Consider the following 23,980-nt stretch of genomic DNA (forward strand, 5'->3'; position numbering starts at 1 on the left):
ACCTATTTGGCTGCAAGATACAGAAATTATAGGCAAAAATGGGAATCACTTGCCTGCCTGCCTTATCCCTTCTTTACCAAATCTTTAACGATGCCTGCCAGTTCTGCCGTCAGGGCTTTGCGGGAGTAGCGGTTGTGGTTGATATAGGGCAGATCGAGGTTCGGGTTTGCTTTCCAGGCGCCGCTCATCTGGTTCATGTGGTCCAGCATCAGGTCGTGAGCGGTGTAGTGGAAAAGGCGGCCGGCACCGCATTCGTCTATGATCCGGTCGGTATCGGAGTGGACGGGGCCGAGGCAGATGATGGGTTTATTCGCAGCCAGGTATTCAAACAACTTCCCGGGAACGTTGGAGTAGAGGCTGGGCACGTCGGCAATGGCCAGCAGCAGAGCCGTGCTTTCCATCAGGTACCGGATCGCTTCGTCGTGGGGTACGTACGGAATGAATTCGCTAATGCCCAGCAGCCCGGCCTTTTCAATTCGCTGGCGCACGCCTTCCGATACCTGCCCCACAAACCGCAGCTTATAGTTTATCTCGTTGTGCACCGACAGCAGGTGCGCCATCACTTTCAGGAAAACATCGATGTTATAATTTTCGGTAATAGTGCCGGTGTAGGTGATCAGGAAAGTATCTTTTGGCGGGGCGGAAGGATAGATAAAATCTTCCTCGTCGTAGCCGTTCGGGATCACGTGGATTTTGTCCGGGTCGATGCCGGCAGGCTTGTTCAGGAAAAGACGTTTGGTGTCTTCGCTTGTTACGACAATGGCATCGGCCTGTTCCAGCACCTGCAGCTCGTAGCGTTTATCAATGGTTTTGGCCAGCGCCGTGTGGTAGAGCTGGTCGTAGTAATGGATATCGGTCCAGGGGTCGCGCAGGTCGGCGATCCATTTAACCGGAAACTTTTTGCGCAGCTTCAGCCCCAGCAGCTGGGTAGAGTGGGGCGGACTGCTCGTGATGATGGCTTTGTACTTGTTTCCCTGCAAAAGTTCTTCAGCTTTCTGTAGGGCATGTTTATTCCAGCCCACGCGCGCATCCGGAATAAAGAGGTTGCCGCGCACAAATTTAAATACCTTGTCCAGGAACGAGTCTGCTTTTTGTTGGTTGGCAAACCCGCTGTAAGGAATTTCCTTCTTTCCGGAAAGTTTCTTGTAATACTCAAACGGCTCGGAGGTGCCGGTGCGGTAGACGGTTAGGTTTTCAGGCACTTCCAGCTTCAGCGATTCGTCTTTTAACTGGTAAGATGCCTGTGCCGGATCAACCGTCAGCACGGCTGGTGCTATACCCGCTTCCGGGAAATATTTTACAAACTTCAGCCCGCGCTGCACGCCTGGTCCGCCGGAAGGAGGCCAGTAGTAGGATATATAGAGGAGGTGTATCAGGTCTTGTTTTTCCAAAGTTTTTCAGGTGCTAGTCTGTTTGCTCAAATATATAGAAATATTCTGCTAAATGCCTGTACGGATATCAATCTGCTAATGTGCTGTTTTATTACATTGTTTCGTGGAAATGTTGCTGCATTTTTTAGTTTTAGGGGTGTTAGCCAGATCATGAGCATCCTAAATTGCTGCAAATCCTGCTAAGGCAGAGCAGCAGTGGCTGTGGTGGCAGGTGCAGAAAGCCTTTGGCACGCTGCCGGATGGTGGTTTGGCTGGCACTGGTGTTGTTTTTTATAAATGGCTGTTGCTGCTTTATTAATTTCAGATTATACCTCTATTTTGGTAAAACGTTTAGCAGAAGAGAACGCGTAAATTTTTATAAGAAAATGCAGGAAAAAAAGTTTTTTAAGGGCATTTACGGAACAAACTCAATCGAATTTGCGCAAGGTCTGATTAACGTGCAGGGCTTTGGGGATGTCAGCAAGCAGTACCACGGCAGGGTGAAGCCTCATATACACAACAACCTGTTGCAGGTCTTTCTAATAGAAGAGGGCTCCACGGAGTTTTACTACGGTGCCGGAAAAGCGCTTATAAAAGCTCCTGCCTTTATAGCGGTGCCTAAAAACAAAGAGCATGGCTTTGTACACCAGACCAATGTAGAGGGCTGGATCATCAGCCTGGCAGATACGGTGCTGGAGCATATGCTGCAACAGGAGGCCGAGGTTGTTTTTGGGATGGATGAAATTCGTGTCGTGTCTGTTACACCTGCGGCCCCAGCCACGGTAGAATTGTTCCGGACCATGCAGCAGTGTGTGAAGGAATACCGGGCGCAGTTACCTGGTCGCCTGCTCATGCTGCAGTACCTGGTGGGCCAGATGCTGGTGCAGCTTTACCGTCTTTCTGCGAATGGGCAGAAAAGCCTTGTTACCTCCGACAACAGCAGCAAAGTCTACTTCAGGAGGTTTCAGCAACTCATAAAGGAAGGCAACTCTTACAAAAAGAGCGTAAAAGAATATGCCCGGGTGCTGCTCATTTCTGCCGGCCACCTGAGCAGAATCTGCAGGAGCATAGCGGGCAAATCGCCGAAAGATATTATCATTGACTATTTTATTACAGAAGCGCAGTTTGCCTTAACGGACGTAGACCGCAGCATCTCCGCCATATCTTTTTCCCTCGGCTTCGACGATCCCGCCTACTTTGCCCGGCTGTTCAAGAAAAGAACCGGCCTCACGCCCATGGCTTTCCGCAAACAGCTAGGCGTAATACGCTCCTGATATCCGGTTACCGCAGTATGTTCGATTTGTCCTGGTAATAACATAATTGTCCTAGTGCCGGAGCAGCCGGAAGGCTAAATTTGTGTAAGGTAGTAAATGGCCGTGGCCGGTTGGAATTTGCCGCCGCCGTTTACCTGTAACACCATAGATTTTTCTATTACCTATGAGAGTAGCTGAAAGTAAAACAAACACCGCAAGCCCCGGCTGGGAAGATGCACAAACGATTTTCAGGAACCTGAGCACGGCAGAACTGGTTGAGGAATCCATCAGAAACAGGGAAGGAACACTATCCGATACCGGCGCCCTGGTTTGCCACACCGGAAAGTTTACCGGCAGATCGCCGCTCGACCGTTTCATTGTAAAAGATGCCTTTACAAAAGACACTGTAGGCTGGAGCGACAGCAACATTCCTTTTGAAGCTGAACGGTTCGACAGGCTGCTGCACAAAATGACGGCCTTTCTGCTGGAGCGCCAGCTTTACGTGCGCGATGCCTATGCCGGTGCCCACCCCGATTACCGGCTGAACCTGCGTTTTGTAAACACGCTGGCCTGGCACGATCTTTTTTGTGAGAACATCTTTCTGCGCCTGGCGCCATCGGAACTGGAAAAACACCGGCCTGCTTTTACCATTATCTGTGCTCCTGATTTTGAGGCAGACCCCGAACAAGACGGTACGCGCCAGGAAAATTTTACGGTGATCAATTTTTCTAAAAAAATAGTGCTGATCGGAGGAACGGGCTACGCGGGCGAAATAAAAAAGGCGGTGTTTACGGTGATGAATTACCTTTTGCCGCTGGAGCAAAAGATACTGACCATGCATAGTGCAGCCAATGTGGGGCAGGCAGGCGATACGGCTGTTTTCTTCGGATTGGCCGGAACAGGAAAAACTACCCTCGCTACGGTGCCCGAACGCTTTCTGATAGGCGACGATGCCCATGGCTGGAACGCCAACAGCATTTTTAACTTTGAAGGAGGCTGCTATGCCAAAGTGGTTAATTTATCGCATAAGCAGGAGCCGCGGATTTGGGATGCCGTGCAGTTCGGGACCATCCTCGAGAACACCACCTTTTACGAAGGCTCCCGCACCGTAAACTATGCCGACACCTCTTTAACCGAGAATACACGGGCTGTTTATCCTATTTATTATATTCCGGAAACCATAAAATACTCCAGGGCTGGTACGCCGAAGCACATTTTTTTCCTGACAGCAGATGCTTTTGGAGTACTGCCTCCCATTGCCAGGTTAAACGCAAGCCAGGCGCTCTACTATTTCCTGCTGGGGTACACGGCCAAGGTAGAGGGTACAGAGGTGGGCATTACAGATCCGGAAGCTACTTTCTCTGCCTGCTTCGGGGAGGCTTTTATGCCGCTGCACCCCATGGTATACGCGGAGCTGCTGGGCAAGAAGCTGACCGAACACCCGGTACAGGTGTGGCTCGTAAACACCGGCTGGACCGGCGGCCCTTTTGGTGTCGGCTCCCGCATTAAACTTCGGCTGACACGTGCAATGATCAGGGCTGCGCTGGAAGGGGCTTTAGATCATGTGGCATTCACCACGCACCCGGTTTTCGGAATTGAAATGCCCGACGAATGCCTCGGTGTACCCGCCAGTCTGCTGAACCCCCGGAACACCTGGGGCAACAAAGAACACTACGACAACCAGGCAGAGGCGCTTGCAGCTTTATTTATAGCCAATTTTGAAAAATATGCCGACTGTGCCGGTGCAGAAATAATGGCCGGCGCTCCCTGTGTGGGCTTAACTGTTTAAGCGCTACCCTGAGCAACTGGTAAACTGATAAGGGCCTTTCTGTTTTTAGCAGAGAGGCCCTTTTTCTTTTCAGACTCCTGTTTCAGGTGGCTGTTAAATTCTATTGCTGCAGTTTTTTCCGGAGCTCCACAAAGGTGTTGTAGGGACCAACGGTGGCGATGGAGTTGACAAGCCAGGGAGGCAGCGAGCCGCCGGGGTTTACCCGGAAGGTATACACCACTTTTAGTTCTTTATCCGCAACAGGCGTTATGTCCCAGTTGGCTGTAGCAAACGGAATCCGGACGAGGTCGTCTTTTTTGGGAATATGGTCGGGGATGGCTTTGGACTGAATCACAGTTTTGCCGGACTTCGGGTCTTTCTGAACCGTGATGTGATTGACCAGGTCACGGTCGCTGAAGGGCCAGGGCAGATCTACCTCGTTGTAATAAATGATGGAAGTGTTGTTGATCTTTTTGAGCACATACGAATCTTTGATGCCGTACACCCAGTCCTGGTAACTGTCAACATCCATCACCGCAGCCACTAATTCCCGGGTCGTACCCGGAAGTACGGTAACAATTTTTATTTCCTTAAACTGCGCGTCCTCCTGTTTGCGGGTGTACACTTCGATGCCGTTCTCGTTGCGCTTCAATTCCCACTCATCCTGTGCCTGCACCTGAAAACCTGCCAGGAACACGAGCCAGAAGAGTAGTAACCGGGGTGTCATGATCATATTATTCGTTTTGTTGGATACCAATTGTATACGTACACGGGCTTCTGCCGCTGCGTCGGGAGCTGTAATGAATGCATTTTACGGAAATGTTACAAGCCACAGCTGTGAAAAAAAGGACCAGCAGGAGCAGAAATTACTCAAATCCGTGCCTGGCTAAGCAGCAGAGGCTGTGGTGGCTGCTGCAGCAGAACTTTGGGAGCAGTAGCACACCGGGTGTTGCTGTTTTTTTTTTTTGCTGTTCAAGAAACCTCAGCATAAAAAAAATCACCTCCCTAAATCCGATAGGGCAACCGGCACCGTAGGTCTCGCAATGCTGCGGTTTTTTTATAAAGCTGTAGCAGGTTTTTAAACATCAAACCTCTTAAAATTATGGAAAAACCGATCAAAAAAACGGAGCCGCAGGAAGCTGGTGTGGCCCGGGTGCTGACCGCCCCGATGCAGCGCAGGTTATTTATGCGATATGCCGGCGCCACCGCCGCCGCCACTACACTGTTGCTGACGACAGCATCCTGCGACGACGATGATAATAACATGACAGACCCGCAGACTGTCGACCTGGGCTCCGGCGATATTGGTGTGCTGAATTATGCCTATGCCCTGGAGCAACTGGAAGCCGCTTTTTACACGGAAGTAGTAGCCCGGTCGCTGGGTTTGTTTAACGCAACCGAGCAGCAGATTATGCAGGACCTGAAAGGCCACGAAGGAATTCACCGCGATTTCCTGAAAGCGGCGCTCGGCTCTTCTGCCATCCCGAACCTGGAAGTAAATTTCTCCTCCATTAATTTCACCGATAAAAACAGCGTGCTTTCCACGGCCATGACTTTCGAAGACTTAGGCGTGGCCGCTTACAACGGAGCCGGAAAGTTGCTGGAAAATGCCGGTTTCCTGACCCTGGCCGGTAAAATCGTATCCGTGGAAGCCCGTCATGCGGCAGTTATCCGCGACCTAATTTCCAACGGCACCTTCTCCGATTCGGCAAACAACATGGGCCTCGACCCCGCCATGTCGCCGACAGATGTACTGCAGGCAGCTTCTGCCTTTATCACCACAAAAGTATCTGCCAACAATTTACCTAAATAAGGAGGAGCAAGACGATGAACATTTTCAAAATAATTCAGGATATAGAAAAATTTGACCCGGAAGTACACAATCGCCTGGACTCCCGCCGCAGTGCCTTTAAAAACATGGGAAGCTTTGGCAAAAAAGCCGCTTTGTCGACCATACCGGTTGCACTCGCCTCTGTGTTTCAGAAAGCATACGGCCAAAGCACCACTTCTATTGTAGAAGTACTCAACTTTGCCCTGAAGCTGGAGTACCTGGAGCGAAACTTTTACACACAAGGGCTGGCACAGCCGGCGTTAATCGTAGATTCGGCTGCCAGAGCAGCCATCCAGAAAATACAGGCGCACGAGGCAGCGCACGTGGAATTGCTGCGCACCACCATCCAGAGCCTCAATGCCACCCCGATTGCAGAACCAACCTTTAACTTCGGCAAAAACTTTCCCGACTGGAACCTTAATTACCAGACGTACCTGACGCTGGCCCAGGCGTTTGAAGATACCGGCGTGCGGGCCTACAAAGGCCAGGCAGGCAATGTGATGAGCAACGATACCGTGCTGACGGCAGCGCTGCAGATTCATTCGGTGGAGGCGCGCCATGCGGCCCATATCCGGAGGATGCGGGGCGCCAAAGGCTGGATAGAAGGCAACGGCGATAACAGCAATGTGCCCTCTGCTGCGCAGCCGGTGTATGCCGGCGAGGGCAATGTGACACAAGGCTCTGTGAACGATGTAAAAACCCTGGGATCAGGCTACAGTGCCGCCATTGCCACAGGGGCTTTCGATGAACCCTTAACCAAAGAGCAGGTAGCTGCCATTGTCTCGCTCTTTGAATAGTACTTACTATTTTGTTTCCCTCTCCAGAACGAGCTGCTATTGGCAGCTCGTTCTGTTTATATCTTTTACCGGCACGAGATGCCTGTTCCCTCTGTACATTATTTTATTTTTTTAGCTAAATTGCCTGCAAACATAACCTTCTTCATGAAAATCTGTTTCAGTTTAAAGTTTTGATAAATAGTTGTAACTGTTAACAGGCCGTGGCCCAAATAGGTAACTCCGTTGTTTAAGCCTTCTAAAGAAAAGCCCAGTGAAGAAGTTCTGGTGGAGCGTTTGCGTGCCCGGGACGAAGCAGCCATGTCGGTGCTCTACGACATGTACAGTCCTGCATTATATGGTGTGATTACCCACATTGTAAAATCGGAGGAAGTGGCGGAGGATGTGCTGCAGGAAGCCTTTATTAAAATATGGAGTTCCTTTGACAGTTACGACGAACATAAAGGCAGGCTGTTTACCTGGATGATCAATGTTTGCAGGAACCTGGCCATCGATAAAATCCGCACCAAAGCCTACCGCGTAAGTAATACAGCAGAAGATCTGGCGACAGGTGCCCGCACCGTGACGGCGCCGGAATCCTTTAACCCGGAGCATATCGGAATCAGGGAGATGGTGGATGCGCTGCAACCCGAGCAGCAGCAAATAATTGACCTGATGTACTTTGAAGGACTGACACAAAGCGAAATTGCCGAGGCGTACCAGATTCCGCTGGGTACTGTTAAAACCAGGGCGCGTAGTGCCGTAAAATATTTAGCAAAACTTTTTAAAGGTCGTGCATAACCACGAATATATAGCATCAGGAGTGCTGGAACTTTATGCAGCCGGTGGACTGACGCAGGAAGAGCGGGCAGCAGTAGAAGAACGTGCAGCCGCATCACCGGAAATCAGGGCTGCCCTCGACGAGGCGTGTGCTGCCATGGAAGCCTATGCCCGTCAGTATGCCAGGTCTCCAAGGCCCGAACTGAAAGACAGGATTTTAGCACAGCTCCATACCACACCAGCTCCCACACCTCCCGTTCCGGATGAACCGGATAACCAGTATGTGATGCCCATGCCTGTTGCCTCCGAAGGTTCGGCTTACCGCTGGATGTTTGCGGCCAGCATTACCTTATTCCTGCTTTCGGGGCTGCTGAGTCTGCACTTCTACAACAAATGGCAGCAGGCCGAGGAGCGGCTGAACCAGCTGGCTGCATCCGAACAACTTCTGGCAGCAAAGGCAGAAACCGCCTCGTTGCGTTTAGCGCAACAGGAAACCGCCCTGGACCTGTACCGGAACCCGGATGTGAAGCGCGTAACGCTGGCAGGCGTGGAAGCGCACCCGGATGCTCAGCTCACCATCTTCTGGAACCCCGCCAGCAGCCAGGTTTTTGTAGACCAGGTAACCTTGCCTGCCGCGCCTGCCGGCAAAGCCTATCAACTCTGGGCGCTGGATAACGGCAAGCCCATAGATGCCGGCCTGCTTGCAGAAACCAAGCGGCCGCTTACGCTGCAGCAGATGAAAAACATCCGGTCGGCCCAGGCCTTTGCTGTTACCCTCGAACCGGCAGGAGGAAGCGTAAACCCTACGCTGGAGCAGCTGGTGGTGATGGGAGAGGTGGAGTCGTAACGCTGAACCAGCTGCAGCTTTACAACGGTAGGAGCAGTGGCTGTGGTGGCAGCTGCAGCAGAATTATCTGAACCACAGATTTAGCGGATTTAAGGATGACACTGATTTTTTAAGCAAGACTTACCTGCTCCACACTTACTTTCTTAAACAGATAATTTTCACCTCACTCCAGTCCTTTTTCCTCCAATAGCATGGGCTAAACAGGCTAATATTGTTGGAAAAAATTTGCTGCAGCTGCCACCACAGCCACTGCTGTACCTTGATAGAAGACGGTGTAGCAGGGACGATGGGTGATTTCCGGTTACAGACAAAAACGTGTTAAACTCTGGCGCCTGTTCGGGCGTTAAAAAGGTATAGTTTAAATCTTAGGGAAAACCCGTTTAAACTAAACCGAAAAATCCCTATTTTTGTAGGTAAATCCAGAAAAAGAGATGTTTGATAATTTAAGTAACAAGTTAGACCGCGCCTTTAAAACGCTGAAAGGCCAGGGAAGCATTACCGAGATAAACGTAGCGCAAACCATCAAAGAGGTACGCCGTGCCCTCGTGGATGCCGACGTAAACTATAAAGTTGCCAAAACGGTTACCGATAAAATCAAAGACGAGGCCATGGGCCGCGATGTGCTTATTGCCGTGTCGCCCGGGCAGCTGATGGTGAAGATCGTGTACGAGGAGCTGACGCAGCTGATGGGGGGCGAGAAGCAGGACATCAACATCAAAGGCGATCCGGCGGTTATCCTGATTGCCGGTCTGCAGGGTTCCGGTAAAACCACCTTTACGGGCAAGCTGGCCAACTACCTTAAAAAGCAGAACCGCAACGTGCTGGTAGCTGCCTGCGACGTGTACCGCCCCGCGGCGATTAACCAGCTGCAGGTGCTGGCGGGGCAGGTAGGCGTAGAGGCATACACCGAGCTGGAGAACAAGAATCCGGTTCAGATTGCCCTCAATGCCATCGAGCACGCCAAAAAAACAAACAAGAAAGTAGTCATCATCGATACCGCCGGTCGTCTGGCCGTGGACGAGGCGATGATGAAAGAGATAGCCGAAATTAAACGTGCCGTGAAGCCGACCGAAACCCTGTTCGTGGTTGACTCCATGACAGGTCAGGATGCGGTAAACACTGCCAAAACCTTCAACGACCGCATCGATTTCGACGGTGTGGTGCTCACCAAACTCGACGGTGACTCGCGTGGTGGTGCAGCTCTTTCTATCCGGGCCGTGGTAGAGAAGCCGATCAAGTTTATCTCGACCGGCGAGAAAATGGAAGCGCTCGACTTGTTCTACCCTGACCGTATGGCGCAACGTATCCTGGGCATGGGCGACGTGATCTCGCTTGTAGAGCGTGCCCAGCAGGCATTCGACGAGGACGAGGCCAAGCGCATCAACAAAAAGATCCGCAAAAACCAGTTCAACTTCGACGACTTCCTTACGCAGCTGGAGCAGATCAAGAAGATGGGCGACATTAAGGACCTGGTGGGCATGATTCCGGGTGTAGGCAAGGCCCTGAAAGATGTGGAGATCGACGAGAATGCTTTCAAGCCGATCGAAGCCATCATCCGGTCTATGACGCCGTATGAGCGCGAAAACCCGGACGTGATCTCCGGAAGCCGTCGTAACCGCATTGCCAAAGGCAGCGGCACCGACATTACACAGGTAAACAACCTGATGAAGCAGTTCAACGACATGCGCAAAATGATGCGCTCCATGAACAAAATGGCCGGCAAACGCGGCGGCCTGGGCAACTTAGCCAAAATGATGGGCAAGTAAACGATGCCAGAAGCACAAAATCAAAAGGGGCTGTACTTACGAAAGTACAGCCCCTTTTGATTTTGTGCTGAACGCCAGGAAATTATTTGGAATGTGCCCGGTACTCGTTGGTGAGACGAACGATGTTCTCGTGCAGCTCTTCGGGCTCAAAAGGTTTGGACAGGTAGCCATCGGCCCCGGTGGCCAGGCATTCTTCCACCTCGGCGGAGGAGGCGTGTGCCGTCAGGGCAATAATCGGAATTTTGGCATAATGCGCCCCGGACTGACGAATTTTCATGATCGCCTCATAACCATCCATTTCAGGCATCTGCATATCCATTAATACCAGGTCGTACTTGTTCTGCTTTAGTTTTGCCAAAGCCTCTTTGCCATTTCCTACCGTATCGGTAATACAGCCCCACTCTTCCAGCACGGTATTTACCAGCAACTGGTTTATTTCATTATCTTCTGCTAACAAAATGCGCATCTGCCCGAAAGGCTGATCCTGTGGCAGCGCTTGCTGATTTGTTTCTTTTTCGTCGTTATCCATGAGATTATACATTTTAAAGGGTAAAGAAAAGGTAAAGGTGCTGCCGTCGTTGGGTTTGCTTTTTACGCTGATCTGTCCGCCCTGTAACTCTACAAGGCTTTTGGTAATGGAAAGTCCGAGGCCGGTGCCCCCGTATTTCCGGGTAATATCTTTGCTGCCCTGGTTAAAGCTTTCGAAAATTGCCTGCTGGTTCTCGGGCGGAATGCCAATACCGGTGTCGGTTACCTGAAACTCGAGCCACACCTCCGGGCCGGAGCTGGAAAATACGTTGGCAGACAACCCGATGGTACCATTCTCGGTGAACTTGGCCGCGTTGCCGATCAGGTTCAGTAAAATCTGCCTTAACCGGAGCGAATCGCCCTGCAGCAACGCAGGTACATCCGGCGCTATGGCAACCGTAAGCCTGTTGCCGCGCGACCGGACTTCGGCTTCCATCAGGTCTGTCATTTCCTGGATAAGCTCGTGCAGGTTAAACGAAATACGCTCAAAGGTTATTTTTCGGGCTGCAATCTTGGCAACATCGAGCAAATCGTTTACAATCTGCATCAGGTTGGTCGAAGAACTCTGAATCGCGTTCAGGTACCGTTTCTGCTCCTGGTCAAGCTTTGTATGCTGCAGTACCTTGCTCAGGCCCACAATGCCATTCAGGGGGGTACGGATTTCGTGACTGATGTTGGCCACAAACTGCTCTTTTACTTTCAGGGCCTCCTCGGCCAGTTCCTTTGCCTGGGTAAGTTTCCGTTCAAAATTAACCTGGTCGGTAACCTCATACGCAAAGCCCGTTATGCCGGTAATCTGCCCCTGCTTGTCGCGTACCGGCACATAACAGGCTTTAAAGTGGATGCCATTCGTTTCGGCTACCGACTGTACCTGTTCGCCTGCTAACGCTTTCTCGAAACGGGAAACAATGGGCGGGTAAGCCTGAAACACATCCGCATAATACCGGCCAACGGCCTTTGTGGTATCAATTCCCAATTGTGCGAATGCATCGCCGTTCAGGTACATGATGGTGCCGGCGCTGTCGCAACTCCAGACATTTGTCGGTGAGTTCGTTACTACAAAGTCCAGCTGGTACTGCAGGGCTTTAAACTGCTCTTCCCAATGCTGCCGTTGCAGTTCGGCCTGGTGCAGGCGAACCACATTGGTCAGGCTGTGGTACACTCTTTCGGGAGTAAGCTGGTTCCGGAAAATATAATCGGAAGCGCCATGCCGCAGGGCTTTTACCGCCAGCTGCTCGGCATCGGGAGCGGTAATGACGACGACAGGTACAGCTGTTTTCAGAAGGTTCAGTTGGCTCAGAAACGAAAACCCACCCGGTTCGGGTATCCGCAGGTCAAGCAGAATGCAGTCGAACGGACGTTCCCGGAGCAGGTGCAGCCCTTCCGAAACAGTGGCAGCTGAAGTCAGGCGTAGCCCGCCTTTCCACGAATTGAAGGAGAGCCGTAGCACAAATTCGTCTGCTGCATTGTCTAACAGCAAAACACGTAGCTGCCTGTTCAGGTAATTTTCCGGTTCTGCAGGCGCCGGCCCGGGGGTTAGGGTGTTGTCTATGGAAAGGGACATTGGCAAAGTTGCTCACTTCTTATAGTAATGATACTCTACTTTGGTGCTACAAGTTTAAAAAATAATAACGGCAGAACAGGCCAAATACATATAACTAATGCTATATCAGTGGATTTCTTATAAATGAGCTAAAAAACATGCAGTGTTTGCCGGCAGCAGCCCTGGCTGGAAGCATTTAGTACTCTTCACGGTCTGTTTTGGCCAGCCAGGCTTCAAATGCTGCCAGTGCTTCGTGGGGCAGCAGCTGTTCCATCGGTATTGTCCTTTCGGGCAACTCCTTGTTCAGTTCGTTATAAATAAACTGGTCGTCGAAGCCGGCCTGGGCGGCATCGGATTTGGTGTTGCCGTAGTACACCTTTTTGGGGCGGGCCCAGTAAATGGCGCCCAGGCACATGGGGCAGGGCTCGCAACTGGTGTAAAGCTCACAGTCGGTTAGCTGGTAAGTACCCAGCGCCTGGCAGGCTTTCCGGATGACATCTACCTCGGCGTGCGCGGTCGGGTCGTTGGAGGTGATGACATTGTTGTAGCCCCGTGCAATAATTTCGCCGTTCCGCACCACTACTGCCCCAAATGGTCCGCCAAAGCCGGCTTTCATTTTTTCGATCGAAAGCCGGATGGCCTCCCGCATAAACTCTTCCTTAGGCGTTGTCATAAGTTGTCGTAGTAAAACTGTTACTGGTAACCTGCTGCTCTTCCTCGTCCTCTTCAAGCTGAATTTAGGAGAAAAAAACATGTACTTCAAGTAGCAGACCGGATTCCTTTTACTTCTTTTTTGACGATGGGTTTCCAGCACCTGAACACTTTTTTATACCTGCTGCCGGCAACGCTGCCGGACCTGTCTGAGCGCTGTACAACCGGTTTTAAAGGCTGCCGTTTACCCGACACATCTTTCCGGTTTTCATTCCGTAACAACATATAGTTCTGTTAATATAATGTGCAAAGAATGGAAAAAGCTGCAAACATTTTACTGGTACTGGTGCTTACCGCTGGCTTTCTGTTTACCAGCTGTTCTGTTTCGCGGGAGCAGGAGGTGGAGCATGACTTCAACAACTTCCGGGAGTGGGTAGATACCAAGGCCACGCAGCTGGGTAACCTGACCGAAGAAGACTGGAAGAAGGCCAAAGAAGATTTCCAGGTCCGGACAAGAGCGCTGGACCGGCGGCAGGACCAGTTTACAGACAGGATAAAAGAAGAATACAAGCAGCTGAAGAACCGTTTCGGTGAGCTGGATGCGGAATATAACGAGCAGCGGGCGGTAGCCAACTGGCGGAGAGAGCTGCTGGGGGAGTACGCCAACCTTTCGAAAATAAACTCGGCAAATGTAGTGGCGGCCTATACCCGGTTTATGGAGAGCGTGCGGGAGCGGCACAAGGACTGGTCGGAGCAGGTGTGGGATTTAACAGATGAAGTTTTTGAACAGCTGAACACCCGGAAAGAAGCCCTGAACGGCGCAGTTGCGACCGAGGACGACGTGAAAATCAAAGCGCTCCAGATGGAGTACAGCACCCTGGAAGCGGCTACACCTTAATGACAGCTGCAACTATTCTGCTGCACCTGCCACCATTGCCGCTGCTCCTCCTTTACTGGCCGTAACAAGCTGGAAACGTGTAGCAGCCTGTAGCCCGGACAAACAGCATTACCCGAAAGAAATATGCCACCAAAAAATAATTTCCTACTTTTGTAAGTATGAGGTACCTGACCGTCATCTGGGCAATGTTCATTTTTCTGCTGGCCTGCATCCCCTGCACCGACAGCGCCATGGCAGCGGCCCTGGATAATGACACTGTCGCAGCGGCGGCGCATAACCCGGAAAGTCCGGCCCATGCAGATGATTTGTGTTCGCCGCTCTGCGAGTGTAAGTGCTGCGGAGGTACCGTCCTGCTAATCGTCACGCAGACCGTTGCAGAACCGCAGCTGGTTCACCGGAACCCGGATAATAGCCTGTACCTTTCTTTCGACATTGCATCTCCCTCTTTTCCGTACTGGCACCCTCCCAGAGCCTGACCTGCTTTTTATTTTTCAATTAAATTACGCTCTGCTGCACAAACAGGCAGCCGGAGGAGCGTGCGCATGCACTTATGCATGTGGTTTTCCAATCAAACGAAAAGAAGGTGCTCGACAGAATCATTTATTTTTCCATACACAACAAACTCATCATCGGCATCCTGACGCTGGCGCTGGTGCTCATGGGCATTTATTCGCTGGCGCGGTTGCCCATCGATGCCGTTCCCGATATCACCAATAACCAGGTGCAGGTCATGACGACCAGTTCCTCGCTGGCGGCCCAGGAGGTGGAGCGGCTCATTAGTTTTCCCGTAGAGCAAACCATGTCCACCATTCCGGAGGTGGAGGAGGTGCGGTCTGTTTCCCGTTTCGGCCTTTCGGTCGTTACCATTGTCTTTAAAGATAATGTAGATATATACTGGGCGCGCCAGCAGGTGAGCGAGCGGCTGAGCGAGGCAGCCAACAAAATACCGGCAGGCGTGGGCACGCCGGAGATGGCGCCTATCTCCACGGGCCTGGGCGAAATTTACCAGTACGTGCTGCACCCCAAACCGGGCTACGAAGACAAGTTTACGGCCATGGACCTGCGCACCATCCAGGACTGGATTGTGCGGCGGCAACTGCTGGGTACGCCCGGTGTGGCTGAAGTCAACAGCTTTGGCGGTTTCCTGAAACAGTATGAAGTCGCCATCGACCCGGACAGGCTGAAGGCCCACAACCTGAGCATCAGCCAGGTTCTCACGGCGCTGGAGCGCAACAACCAGAACGCCGGCGGCGCTTACATTGACAAAAAGCCAACCGCCTACACGGTGCGCAGCGAGGGCCTGATCGAGAGCCTGGATGAAATCGAAAAAGTGGTTGTAGACAATACTGAAAATGGTACGCCGGTCTTTATTTCCGACATCGCGCAGGTGCAGTTCGGCAACGCCAACCGCTACGGCGCCCTCACCCGCAGCGCCACCGGCGAGGCTGTTGGCGGCATCGTGCTGTTGCTCAAAGGCGAAAATACGAGCCAGGTAGTGGAGCGGGTAAAAGAGCGGATGGAGCAAATCCGGGGTTCGCTGCCGGAAGGCGTGGAGATAGAAACCTTCCTGGACCGGAGCGAACTGATTGGGCGCGCCATGGATACCGTCAAGCGCAACCTGATAGAAGGGGCCCTTATCGTGATTTTCGTGCTGGTGCTGTTCCTGGGCAACCTGCGGGCGGGCCTGATTGTGGCGTCTGTCATCCCGCTCTCCATGCTGTTTGCCTTTATCATGATGAACCTGTTCGTCGTAACAGGCAATCTGATGAGCCTGGGCGCCATCGACTTTGGTATTATCGTAGACGGCGCCGTTATTATTGTAGAAGCCACCATGCACCACCTCGTGCGGCAGGGCGACCGGAAGCTAACGCAGGAGCAGATGGACGAGGAGGTGTACGAAGCGGCCCGGAAAATCCGTACGTCTGCGGCATTCGGCGAAATCATTATCCTGATTGTGTACCTGCCTATCCTGGTGCTCGTGGGCATCGAGGGCAAAATGTTCCGCCCCATGGCGCTGACCGTTTCCTTTGCCATCCTGGGCGCCTTTCTGCTTTCGCTCACGTATGTGCCCATGATGTCGGCGCTGCTGCTGAGCAAGAAAACCAGCCACCGTCGCAACATATCCGACCGCATGATGGACTTTTTTCAGCGCCTCTACGACCCTGTCATAAGAGCAGCGCTTAACCTGAAAGCCGTGGTGCTCGTGGCAGCCCTGGCCCTGTTCGTGCTGAGCCTGGTGCTTTTCTCGCGGATGGGCAGTGAGTTTATTCCAACGCTGGAGGAAGGCGACTTCGCCCTCGAAACGCGGCTGCTGACCGGCAGCTCCTTATCCGAAACCATTGAGAAAGTGTCGCTGGCCGAACGAATCCTGAAGGAGCGGTTTCCGGAGGTGAAGGAGGTCATCAGTAAAATAGGCGCAGCCGAAATCCCCACCGACCCCATGCCGGTAGAGTCGGCCGATATTACCATCATCCTGAAAGATAAATCCGAATGGACCAGTGCCAGCACGCGGGAGGAAATGGCGGATAAAATAGCGGAGGCGCTGGAGGCCATTCCGGACATCACGTTTGGGATGTCGCAGCCCATCCAGCTGCGCTCCAACGAGCTGATATCGGGTGTGCGGCAGGATGTGGGTATCAAGATTTTCGGCGAAGATTTGGAGGAGCTTACCCGGCTCTCGGAGCAGGTAGGACGTGTAGTGGCTACGGTGGCAGGTGCAGAAGACCTTTACCTGGAAAAAGTGGCCGGTCTGCCGCAGATTGTGGTAGATATCAACCGTTCCCAGCTGGCCAAGTTCGGCCTGGATGTGCAGGCGGTGAACCAGACCATCAACGCGGCTTTTGCCGGTCAGGCCGCCGGGATGGTGTACGAAGGCGACCGCCGGTTTGAGCTGGTGGTGCGGCTGCAACAGGATGAGCGGCAGGACATTGCCGATGTGCGGCAGCTGTTCGTGGTGGCGCCCAGCGGGCAGCAGGTGCCCTTAGAGCAGCTGGCGGATGTGGAGTACCGGCTGGGGCCGAACCAGATTCAGCGCGAAGATGCCAAGCGGCGTATCATCGTGGGCTTTAACGTGCGGGGCCGCGATATTGCGAGTGTGGTGGAGGAGGTACAGGGGAAAATAGACCGGCAGGTGATTTTCCCATCCGGCTACTTCGTGACGTACGGCGGACAGTTCGAGAACCTGCGGGAGGCTCAGCAGCGCTTGTCGGTGGCGGTACCGGCGGCGCTCGCCCTGATTTTCCTGCTCCTGTTCTTCACCTTCGGCTCTATCCGGCATTCGCTGCTCATTTTTACGGCGGTGCCTCTGTCTGCTATCGGTGGAGTGCTGGCGCTGTGGCTGCGCGGGATGCCCTTCAGCATCTCCGCCGGCGTCGGCTTTATCGCCCTGTTCGGGGTAGCGGTACTCAACGGCATCGTGCTCATTGCCGAGTTCAACCGGCAGCGCCGCGAAACGAACCTGAGCTTGCGCGAAGTGGTGCTGAACAGTACGGCGGTGCGGCTGCGCCCGGTGCTCATGACGGCCACGGTGGCCTCGCTGGGCTTCCTGCCGATGGCACTTTCCAACACTGCCGGGGCCGAAGTGCAGAAACCCCTGGCTACCGTGGTCATCGGCGGGCTCCTTTCCTCCACTTTGCTTACGCTGGTGGTGTTGCCGGTGCTCTTCATTTTGGTGGAAAGCTATTTTACCAACCGGAAAAAGGGTAGCAGCAGTACCCCCGGCTTCTCCGCAGCAACGCTGCTATCCATTGCCTTTACAGCTGCTTTGGCTTTAGGCGCATCTGCACCTGTACAGGCGCAGCAGCAGCAGCACGTGCAGGTGTACACGTTGCAGGAGGCAGTACAGCGTGCCCTGAACCAGAACCCGGCAGTAGAAGCCGTGCGGCTGGGGGTAAAGAAGAGCACCGCCCTCCGCGGCACCTCCTGGGACATCGACAAAACGCAGGTGCAGGTATCTACCGGCAAGCTGGTGACAGGGGAGTATGACACCGACCTGACCGTTTCGCAGGCGCTTCCCTTTCCGACAGTCTTTGCCCGGCAGGCCAGCCTGAACCGGGAACTGGTGGAGGTCAGCAAGCTGCGGTTGAACCAGCGGGAGCGGGAAATAGTCCGGGATGTCAGGCTCAACTATTACGGGCTGGTGTACACGCTGGAGCGGATTAACCTGCTGCGCTACCAGGACAGCCTGTACGCGCAGTTCCTGCGGGCCGCCGAAGTCCGGCTGCGGACCGGCGAAACCAACCTGCTCGAAAAGGTGACGGCACAGACGCAGTTGTCGGAGGTGCAGAATACAATTTTCCAGGCCGAGGCCGATAAAGTTGTGTTCCAGGAGCGGCTGCAGGCCTTGCTGGCAACAGACAGTGTGGTGGCTGTAGCAGACACAGTACTGAACCGGCTGGCCCTGCCAACCCTGACCGACGAAATGCTGGAGCAGAACCCACAGCTCCTGCTGGCGCGCCGGCAGGTGGCGGTACGGCAGGCAGAGGCCAACCTGGAGCGGGCAAAACTGCTGCCCGAGCTGCGGCTGGGCTATACCAACCGGACCATCGGCGGCCAACATGAGCTGGAAAACTTTCAGCCGGCAGAAGAAGTGGCTGTTGGTGTGGCGTTCCCGTTGTGGCCAAAGCCGCAACTCAACCGCATCGAAGCGGCCCGCCTGGAGACTGAAGCCGCCCGGAATATGCTGCTGAACACGGAATACGAGCTGCAGGCCAGCGTGAAGACCGCCTTGCAGCAGGCCCTGAAGCTACAGGCAAGCCTGGCGTATTACGAAACGACAGCACTTCCGCAGGCACAGCTTATCATCACCCAGGCTACCAAAGCTTACCGGGCCGGTGAAGTGAACTACCAGGATTACCTCCTCAGCCTCAACCGGGCACTCAGTATCCGGACCAATTACCTTGAAGTACTCTACAACTACGACCGGGCCGTTATTGAACTTCACTACATCATTCAAACCCAACCATAAGTAACATTCATCCGATATGAAAAGGATTTTAAACATACATGTATTCTACCTCCTGGGCCTCCTGTTGTGCTTTTCCTGCAGCCAAGAGACAGAACCCGCAGAAGAACCAGCAGAGGAACATCAGGAAGAAGCACCTTCGGATGTGGCAGAACTGACTGCGGAGCAGTACCAGGTGGCGGGCATCGAGTTAGGAAAACCGGAAATGCGCAACCTGAGCAGCACCCTCCGCGTGACAGGCCACCTGGACCTGCCCCCGCAGAACATGGCATCGGTAAGTGCGCCGCTTGGCGGCTTTGTGAAGAGCACGGAGTTACTGGAAGGCATGCGGGTGAAGAAGGGGCAGCTGATTGCCAGAATCGAAAATCCCGAATTTGTAGCCATGCAGCAGGAGTACCTGGAGGCAAAGAGCCACCTCGATTACCTGGAGCTGGAATACCAGCGGCAGAAGGAGCTGGCGGAGGAGCAGGTAACGGCAGCCAAAACGTTTCAGAAAGCGACGGCAGAATACCGGGCCGCAAAGGCGCAGGTGGAGGCGCTGGAGGAACGGCTGCGGCTTATCGGGGCCAATCCGCGCGCCATCCGGACAAGCAGCATCAGCCGCATTCTTCCCCTTTATGCGCCCATTGATGGCTACGTCACCTACATCAATGCCAACATCGGCCAGTACGTAAACCCGTCCGACGTACTGTTCCGCATCGCAGACACCGACCACCTGCACGTAGAGCTGACGGTTTTCGAGAAAGACATAGCCGCCCTGCACAAAGGGCAGCTGGTGCATTACAGCCTGCCAAACGAAAAAACAGCGAATCACAAAGCCACTATCTACCTCATCGGGAAAGAAATCAGCCCCGAGCGGACGGTGCGGGTGCACGCGCACATGGCCGAGGAAGACAAAGACCTGGTGCCCGGCATGTACGTGCAGGCCCACGTGGTGCTCGACGGGCAGCAGGTGCCGGCACTACCAAGGGAGGCCGTTGTGCAGGATGCCGGCAGCGATTTCGTTTTTCTGTACACCGGCGAAGAAAAAGAGGGCGAGCGGCTGGTGAAGAAATTCCGGATGGTGCCCGTGGAGAAGGGCGTGGAAGAAGGCGGCTACGTGCAGGTAGCGCTTCCTGCTGCCGTCGATACCGCTGCTGCCAATTTTGTTACCAAAGGCGCCTACTCGCTGCTGGCCAAGATGCGGAACACGGAAGAGGATGACCTTCATTAAACAGGAAGGCAGGAAGTAGTGCAACAACTAATATCTTCCGGACTGGGTAAAACAGTAAAAGCTTCCTGTTGACGTTGCTCTCTGCTGTTCAGGACATCTGTGTCCTGAACTACATCTGTTGCGGACGTCCGCGTCCGTGTTACCCGGCAGGCAGCTACTGGTACAGGGGGGCATGGATGTCCCCAGCAGATAGCTTTCGGACACAGATGTCCGAAAGAGCAGTAAAAATGTTCTGCTTCAAGTTTAGCGCAGCATAACTTGAAGCAGTTTTTCTCTTTTTGAAGAGCTAAGGCAATGGTCGCAGCTGCAGACAGTATTTTGTGCGCTGGTGCGAGCTTGTAGCTCGTACTGTTATAATGCTGCTGTATTCTATAAAAGAAAAATAAATGAGGTACGAGCTACAAGCTCGCACCAGCTGGTATGAGAGCTCTTGCCGAAAAACCCCTTAATGATGAAGAAACGCGAAAACGAAAATATAGAAGAAGACTTCAAGCCGCTGGAGATAACCTCTCCCAGAACAGCGGAGGCGCCGGGGCCGAATGTAGGAGCCGAATGCTGCTCCATCGACGGCAAAACAAAACAGCCCGGAGCCGATGACCACGACCATGCCGAGCATGAAGCGGAAGCGTCGTATGTGCCCACTGCCATCAGCTTGTTCCTGCTGCTGGGCGGCCTCCTGCTCGACTTCCTCGACACGCCCTGGTTTACGGGTTATGTGCGGCTACTGACCTTTGGCATCGCCTATGTGCTGGTGGGCTGGCGGGTGGTGTGGCATGCGATCCGGAGTTTGCGGAGCAGCTTCTTTAATGAATTTTTCCTGATGAGCATGGCCACGCTGGGCGCCTTTTACATTGGCGAGTATGCCGAGGGGGTTGCGGTGATGCTGTTTTACGTGATTGGGGAGCATTTCCAGGAGGCGGCGGTGCTGCGTTCGCGGCGGTCTATCAAAGCGCTGATCGACAACCGGCCCGACGAGGTGGGGCTGGTAACGGCGCAGGGAATTACCACCGTGAAGGCCAAAGAGGTGCAGGTAGGCGATGTGGTGCAGGTAAAGGCAGGGGAGAAGGTGGCGCTGGACGGGGAACTGCTTTCGGAGCGGGCATCCTTTAACACGGCAGCGCTTACCGGCGAGTCGAAACCCGACACCAAAACTCAGGGCGAAAAAGTGCTGGCGGGCATGCTGAACCTGGAGCGGGTTATCGAGCTGAAGGTAACAGCTGCCTACGAGAACAGCGCGCTGTCTAAAATACTGCAGCTGGTAGAGGAGGCGGGGAGCCGCAAAGCCAAAACGCAGCTGTTCATCACCCGCTTTGCCAAAGTGTACACGCCCATCGTGTTCTTCCTGGCGCTGGGGCTCGTATTTATCCCGTTCTTTTTTGTGGAAACCTATGACTTTGACCAGTGGCTGTACCGGGCGCTTATTTTCCTGGTGATTTCCTGCCCCTGTGCGCTGGTTATCTCTATTCCGCTGGGCTACTTCGGCGGTATCGGGGCGGCTTCGCGCAACGGGCTATTGTTTAAAGGCTCCAACTTCCTGGACCTGATGACGCAGGTAGACACGGTGGTAATGGACAAAACCGGCACCCTGACCGAAGGCGTTTTCGACGTGCAGCAGGTAGAAACGGTGCTGCCGGATAAGGAGTGGTTTATGGCAGCTGTTGCCGCCCTCGAAAGCAAGTCCACGCACCCGATAGCAGAGGCTGTGGTGAGAGCAGCAGGAGAATCTTTTCAGCGGTTTTCGGTTGGCGAGGTAGCGGAAATTTCCGGTCACGGCCTCAAAGGAACCGTCGACGGCAGGCAACTGCTGGTAGGAAACGGGCGGCTGCTGGAGAAATTCAACGTGTCCTACGACGCGAAACTGAAGGAAATTGTAGAAACCATTGTGCTGGTGGCGGTAGACGGGCAGTATGCCGGCTACATCACGATTGCCGATAAAACCAAAGCCGATGCGCCCCAGGCCGTGCAGCGGATGCGGGCGCTGGGCGTGAAAAAGCTCGTGATGCTCTCCGGTGACAAGGACACGATTGTGCAGAAAGTGGCGGGCGAGCTGCAACTCGACGAGGCATACGGCGGGCTGCTGCCGCAGGACAAGGTAGCGCAGGTAGAGAAACTGAAAGCAGAAGGCCGGACCGTGGCTTTCGTGGGTGACGGCATAAACGATGCCCCCGTCATCACCCTGGCCGATGTGGGCATGGCGATGGGCGCCCTCGGCTCAGACGCCGCTATCGAAACGGCAGACGTGGTGATTCAGACAGACCATCCTTCCAAAATTGCCACCGCCATCAACGTCGGGAAGAAGACAAAGCAGGTGGTGTGGCAGAACATTGCCCTGGCCTTCGGCGTGAAAGCCATTGTGCTGCTCTTAGGCGCTGGCGGACTGGCTACGATGTGGGAGGCTGTGTTCGCCGATGTAGGCGTGGCTTTCCTGGCTATCCTCAACGCTGTTCGGATTCAGCGGATGGATTTTGATTGAGTTATCCGGGACTGTTGCGGCTGTATCAAATTTGTTTCCTGCTGCATCGCTTTTCCCGCTAATGTGCTGCCCTTCCTGCTCTTCCGGACACAGATGTCCTGAACAGCTGACTATAGCCCCTTGTTTGTCTTTTTAGTTCTGCTGCTCCAGCCACCACAGCCATAGCTGCTTTTTCAGGACTGCTGCGCCTGCCACCATAGCCTCTGCTCCCTGCTGCCAGCAGCAGCGGGTAAATAATAGCGCGTATTTCCGCTGAAAAGGCCGGTTGCGCCGTAAAAGAGTTGTAACAAAGACTATGGCACACGAGCATAAAAGCAACAACATCAAAGTAGCCTTCTTCCTGAACCTGTCCTTCACCATGCTGGAGCTTGTGGGGGGATTGATTTCCGGGAGTATTGCCATTATTGCCGACTCGCTGCACGATTTTGCCGACAGCCTGGCGCTTGGCCTGGGCTGGTACTTCGAGCGGAAATCGGAGCGGGAGGAGCGCAACGAGCGTTACACGTACGGCTACAAACGGTTCTCGATGCTGAGCGCCCTCATCAACGCCATCGTGTTGGTACTGGGAGCTGTTTACATTTTCTACGAAAGCATCCGCCGCATCATGCATCCTCAAATGCCCGACGTGAAATGGATGATTGGAATCGCCATTCTGGGTGTTATCCTGAACGGGATTGGCGCCTGGAAACTAAAATCGGGCAAGGGGCTCAACAGCAAAGTACTCACCATTCACTTAATGGAAGACACCGCCGGCTGGGTGGCGGTGCTCATCGTGAGCATCATCCTGCTTTTTGCGGATATCCCGGTGCTCGACCCGATACTGGCCATCGTGATTAATGTGGCGGTGCTGGTGTTTGTTTTCGTGAAGCTGGCGGAGGTGGTCAAAATATTCCTGCAGCGGGTGCCGAAGGGGGTGAACCTGCCGTTGCTGGAACAAAAGCTGCTGTGCCTTGACGGGGTGGAGCGGGTGGAGCACTTCCATGTATGGGGACTGACGGAGGAAAAGAAAGTGGTGACCGTGCACATCAAAACAAAAGACCTGGACATGCCGGAACTGCAAGCCCTGAAGGAAGCCGTGCAGCAGGTGTTTGAAGCGCTGAACACGGAGCACATCACCATCGACCTGCAAAGTTTCTCAGATTATCGTCATAACTTATTTAAGGAGTACCAGGACCGGCTGCAGGTGCTGGATGAAAAAGCGCGGGACCTGGCCCTGCAATTTGCCGAAGAATTTTACCACGACCAGCATGGTACCAAAGCGGAAGCCCTGGAGCGGGGTATCACGAAGGCTGAAATGGAACTGAGAAATCTATAAAAACCGCT

18 protein-coding genes are annotated in these 23,980 nt (G+C 53.6%); 13 read left to right on the forward strand and 5 right to left on the reverse strand.

Annotated elements, in window-relative coordinates:
* Nucleotides 1-62: 62 nt before the first annotated feature.
* On the reverse strand, nt 63-1,391 hold the full coding sequence (locus DCW36_RS11870; protein ID WP_114781521.1) for a glycosyltransferase family 4 protein: 1,329 nt from the start codon (nt 1,389-1,391) through the stop codon (nt 63-65).
* Between the two features lie 365 nt (nt 1,392-1,756).
* Between DCW36_RS11870 and DCW36_RS11875 the strand changes: the two genes are divergently transcribed.
* Both DCW36_RS11875 and pckA read left to right on the forward strand, forming a co-directional pair.
* A complete protein-coding gene (locus DCW36_RS11875) occupies nt 1,757-2,644 on the forward strand; it encodes a helix-turn-helix domain-containing protein (protein WP_114781522.1) in 888 nt (295 codons plus the stop codon).
* 163 nt (nt 2,645-2,807) lie between these two features.
* Nucleotides 2,808-4,412 (forward strand): phosphoenolpyruvate carboxykinase (ATP), encoded by a 1,605-nt coding sequence (gene pckA / locus DCW36_RS11880; RefSeq protein WP_114781523.1) that lies wholly within the window; start codon nt 2,808-2,810, stop codon nt 4,410-4,412.
* 100 nt (nt 4,413-4,512) lie between these two features.
* Here the strand turns inward: pckA and DCW36_RS11885 are convergent, their stop codons facing one another.
* The gene (locus DCW36_RS11885) at nt 4,513-5,118 is read right to left on the reverse strand and encodes an START domain-containing protein (RefSeq protein WP_164891112.1); all 606 of its coding nucleotides are present in this window, start codon (nt 5,116-5,118) and stop codon (nt 4,513-4,515) included.
* A gap of 375 nt (nt 5,119-5,493) precedes the next feature.
* Here DCW36_RS11885 and DCW36_RS11890 point away from each other — a divergent pair, with 375 nt between their 5' ends.
* The 5 genes from DCW36_RS11890 (at nt 5,494) to ffh (ending at nt 10,388) form a co-directional block, all read left to right on the forward strand.
* Nucleotides 5,494-6,204 carry a ferritin-like domain-containing protein gene (locus DCW36_RS11890; protein ID WP_164891113.1) on the forward strand — a complete coding sequence of 237 codons (711 nt, stop codon included), beginning with the start codon at nt 5,494-5,496 and terminating at the stop codon, nt 6,202-6,204.
* A gap of 14 nt (nt 6,205-6,218) precedes the next feature.
* Entirely contained in the window at nt 6,219-7,019 is an 801-nt protein-coding gene (locus DCW36_RS11895) for a ferritin-like domain-containing protein (protein WP_114781525.1), read from the forward strand.
* A 222-nt stretch (nt 7,020-7,241) separates the two neighbouring features.
* Nucleotides 7,242-7,796, forward strand: a complete 555-nt coding sequence (locus DCW36_RS11900; RefSeq protein ID WP_240676151.1) for an RNA polymerase sigma factor — start codon at nt 7,242-7,244, stop codon at nt 7,794-7,796.
* Nucleotides 7,789-8,622, forward strand: a complete 834-nt coding sequence (locus tag DCW36_RS11905; RefSeq protein ID WP_125185339.1) for an anti-sigma factor — start codon at nt 7,789-7,791, stop codon at nt 8,620-8,622. The genes DCW36_RS11900 and DCW36_RS11905 overlap by 8 nt, the downstream gene beginning before the upstream one ends.
* A 431-nt stretch (nt 8,623-9,053) precedes the next feature.
* Complete coding sequence (gene ffh, locus DCW36_RS11910) at nt 9,054-10,388, forward strand: signal recognition particle protein (protein ID WP_114781527.1); 1,335 nt, start codon at nt 9,054-9,056, stop codon at nt 10,386-10,388.
* A gap of 82 nt (nt 10,389-10,470) precedes the next feature.
* On the opposite strand, the gene DCW36_RS11915 is transcribed toward ffh, so the two are convergent.
* From DCW36_RS11915 to DCW36_RS22590, 3 genes are all read right to left on the reverse strand, one after another.
* The gene (locus tag DCW36_RS11915) at nt 10,471-12,480 is read right to left on the reverse strand and encodes a hybrid sensor histidine kinase/response regulator (RefSeq protein WP_114781528.1); all 2,010 of its coding nucleotides are present in this window, start codon (nt 12,478-12,480) and stop codon (nt 10,471-10,473) included.
* 175 nt (nt 12,481-12,655) lie between these two features.
* Complete coding sequence (locus DCW36_RS11920; RefSeq protein WP_114781529.1) at nt 12,656-13,132, reverse strand: nucleoside deaminase; 477 nt, start codon at nt 13,130-13,132, stop codon at nt 12,656-12,658.
* Nucleotides 13,133-13,218: 86 nt separating this feature from the next.
* Nucleotides 13,219-13,395 carry a hypothetical protein gene (locus DCW36_RS22590; RefSeq protein WP_164891114.1) on the reverse strand — a complete coding sequence of 59 codons (177 nt, stop codon included), beginning with the start codon at nt 13,393-13,395 and terminating at the stop codon, nt 13,219-13,221.
* Between the two features lie 28 nt (nt 13,396-13,423).
* Here DCW36_RS22590 and DCW36_RS11925 point away from each other — a divergent pair, with 28 nt between their 5' ends.
* The 6 genes from DCW36_RS11925 to DCW36_RS11950 all read left to right on the forward strand — a co-directional run bounded on the left by DCW36_RS11925 (nt 13,424) and on the right by DCW36_RS11950 (nt 23,972).
* Nucleotides 13,424-14,008, forward strand: coding sequence for a hypothetical protein (locus DCW36_RS11925; RefSeq protein WP_114781530.1), 585 nt, complete (start codon nt 13,424-13,426; stop codon nt 14,006-14,008).
* Nucleotides 14,009-14,166: 158 nt separating this feature from the next.
* Entirely contained in the window at nt 14,167-14,484 is a 318-nt protein-coding gene (locus DCW36_RS11930) for a DUF6660 family protein (protein WP_128396971.1), read from the forward strand.
* Nucleotides 14,485-14,591: 107 nt separating this feature from the next.
* On the forward strand, nt 14,592-18,974 hold the full coding sequence (locus tag DCW36_RS11935; protein ID WP_114781616.1) for a CusA/CzcA family heavy metal efflux RND transporter: 4,383 nt from the start codon (nt 14,592-14,594) through the stop codon (nt 18,972-18,974).
* 16 nt (nt 18,975-18,990) lie between these two features.
* On the forward strand, nt 18,991-20,184 hold the full coding sequence (locus DCW36_RS11940; protein WP_114781532.1) for an efflux RND transporter periplasmic adaptor subunit: 1,194 nt from the start codon (nt 18,991-18,993) through the stop codon (nt 20,182-20,184).
* Nucleotides 20,185-20,632: 448 nt separating this feature from the next.
* On the forward strand, nt 20,633-22,657 hold the full coding sequence (locus DCW36_RS11945; protein WP_240676152.1) for a heavy metal translocating P-type ATPase: 2,025 nt from the start codon (nt 20,633-20,635) through the stop codon (nt 22,655-22,657).
* 295 nt (nt 22,658-22,952) lie between these two features.
* Entirely contained in the window at nt 22,953-23,972 is a 1,020-nt protein-coding gene (locus DCW36_RS11950) for a cation diffusion facilitator family transporter (RefSeq protein WP_114781533.1), read from the forward strand.
* Nucleotides 23,973-23,980: the final 8 nt, after the last annotated feature.

It is taken from the genome of Botryobacter ruber (assembly GCF_003347595.2).
Classification (GTDB): domain Bacteria; phylum Bacteroidota; class Bacteroidia; order Cytophagales; family Hymenobacteraceae; genus Pontibacter; species Pontibacter ruber_A.

What these genes read in the sequence shown, in the direction of transcription:
- DCW36_RS11920 (WP_114781529.1), bottom strand. Translation starts at nt 13,132, where the DNA reads ATGACAACGCCTAAGGAAGAGTTTATGCGGGAGGCCATCCGGCTTTCG.
- ffh (WP_114781527.1), top strand. Translation starts at nt 9,054, where the DNA reads ATGTTTGATAATTTAAGTAACAAGTTAGACCGCGCCTTTAAAACGCTG.
- DCW36_RS11875 (WP_114781522.1), top strand. Translation starts at nt 1,757, where the DNA reads ATGCAGGAAAAAAAGTTTTTTAAGGGCATTTACGGAACAAACTCAATC.
- DCW36_RS22590 (WP_164891114.1), bottom strand. Translation starts at nt 13,395, where the DNA reads ATGTTGTTACGGAATGAAAACCGGAAAGATGTGTCGGGTAAACGGCAG.
- DCW36_RS11915 (WP_114781528.1), bottom strand. Translation starts at nt 12,480, where the DNA reads ATGTCCCTTTCCATAGACAACACCCTAACCCCCGGGCCGGCGCCTGCA.
- DCW36_RS11925 (WP_114781530.1), top strand. Translation starts at nt 13,424, where the DNA reads ATGGAAAAAGCTGCAAACATTTTACTGGTACTGGTGCTTACCGCTGGC.
- DCW36_RS11940 (WP_114781532.1), top strand. Translation starts at nt 18,991, where the DNA reads ATGAAAAGGATTTTAAACATACATGTATTCTACCTCCTGGGCCTCCTG.
- DCW36_RS11890 (WP_164891113.1), top strand. Translation starts at nt 5,494, where the DNA reads ATGGAAAAACCGATCAAAAAAACGGAGCCGCAGGAAGCTGGTGTGGCC.
- DCW36_RS11945 (WP_240676152.1), top strand. Translation starts at nt 20,633, where the DNA reads ATGATGAAGAAACGCGAAAACGAAAATATAGAAGAAGACTTCAAGCCG.
- pckA (WP_114781523.1), top strand. Translation starts at nt 2,808, where the DNA reads ATGAGAGTAGCTGAAAGTAAAACAAACACCGCAAGCCCCGGCTGGGAA.
- DCW36_RS11950 (WP_114781533.1), top strand. Translation starts at nt 22,953, where the DNA reads ATGGCACACGAGCATAAAAGCAACAACATCAAAGTAGCCTTCTTCCTG.
- DCW36_RS11885 (WP_164891112.1), bottom strand. Translation starts at nt 5,118, where the DNA reads ATGACACCCCGGTTACTACTCTTCTGGCTCGTGTTCCTGGCAGGTTTT.
- DCW36_RS11895 (WP_114781525.1), top strand. Translation starts at nt 6,219, where the DNA reads ATGAACATTTTCAAAATAATTCAGGATATAGAAAAATTTGACCCGGAA.
- DCW36_RS11930 (WP_128396971.1), top strand. Translation starts at nt 14,167, where the DNA reads ATGAGGTACCTGACCGTCATCTGGGCAATGTTCATTTTTCTGCTGGCC.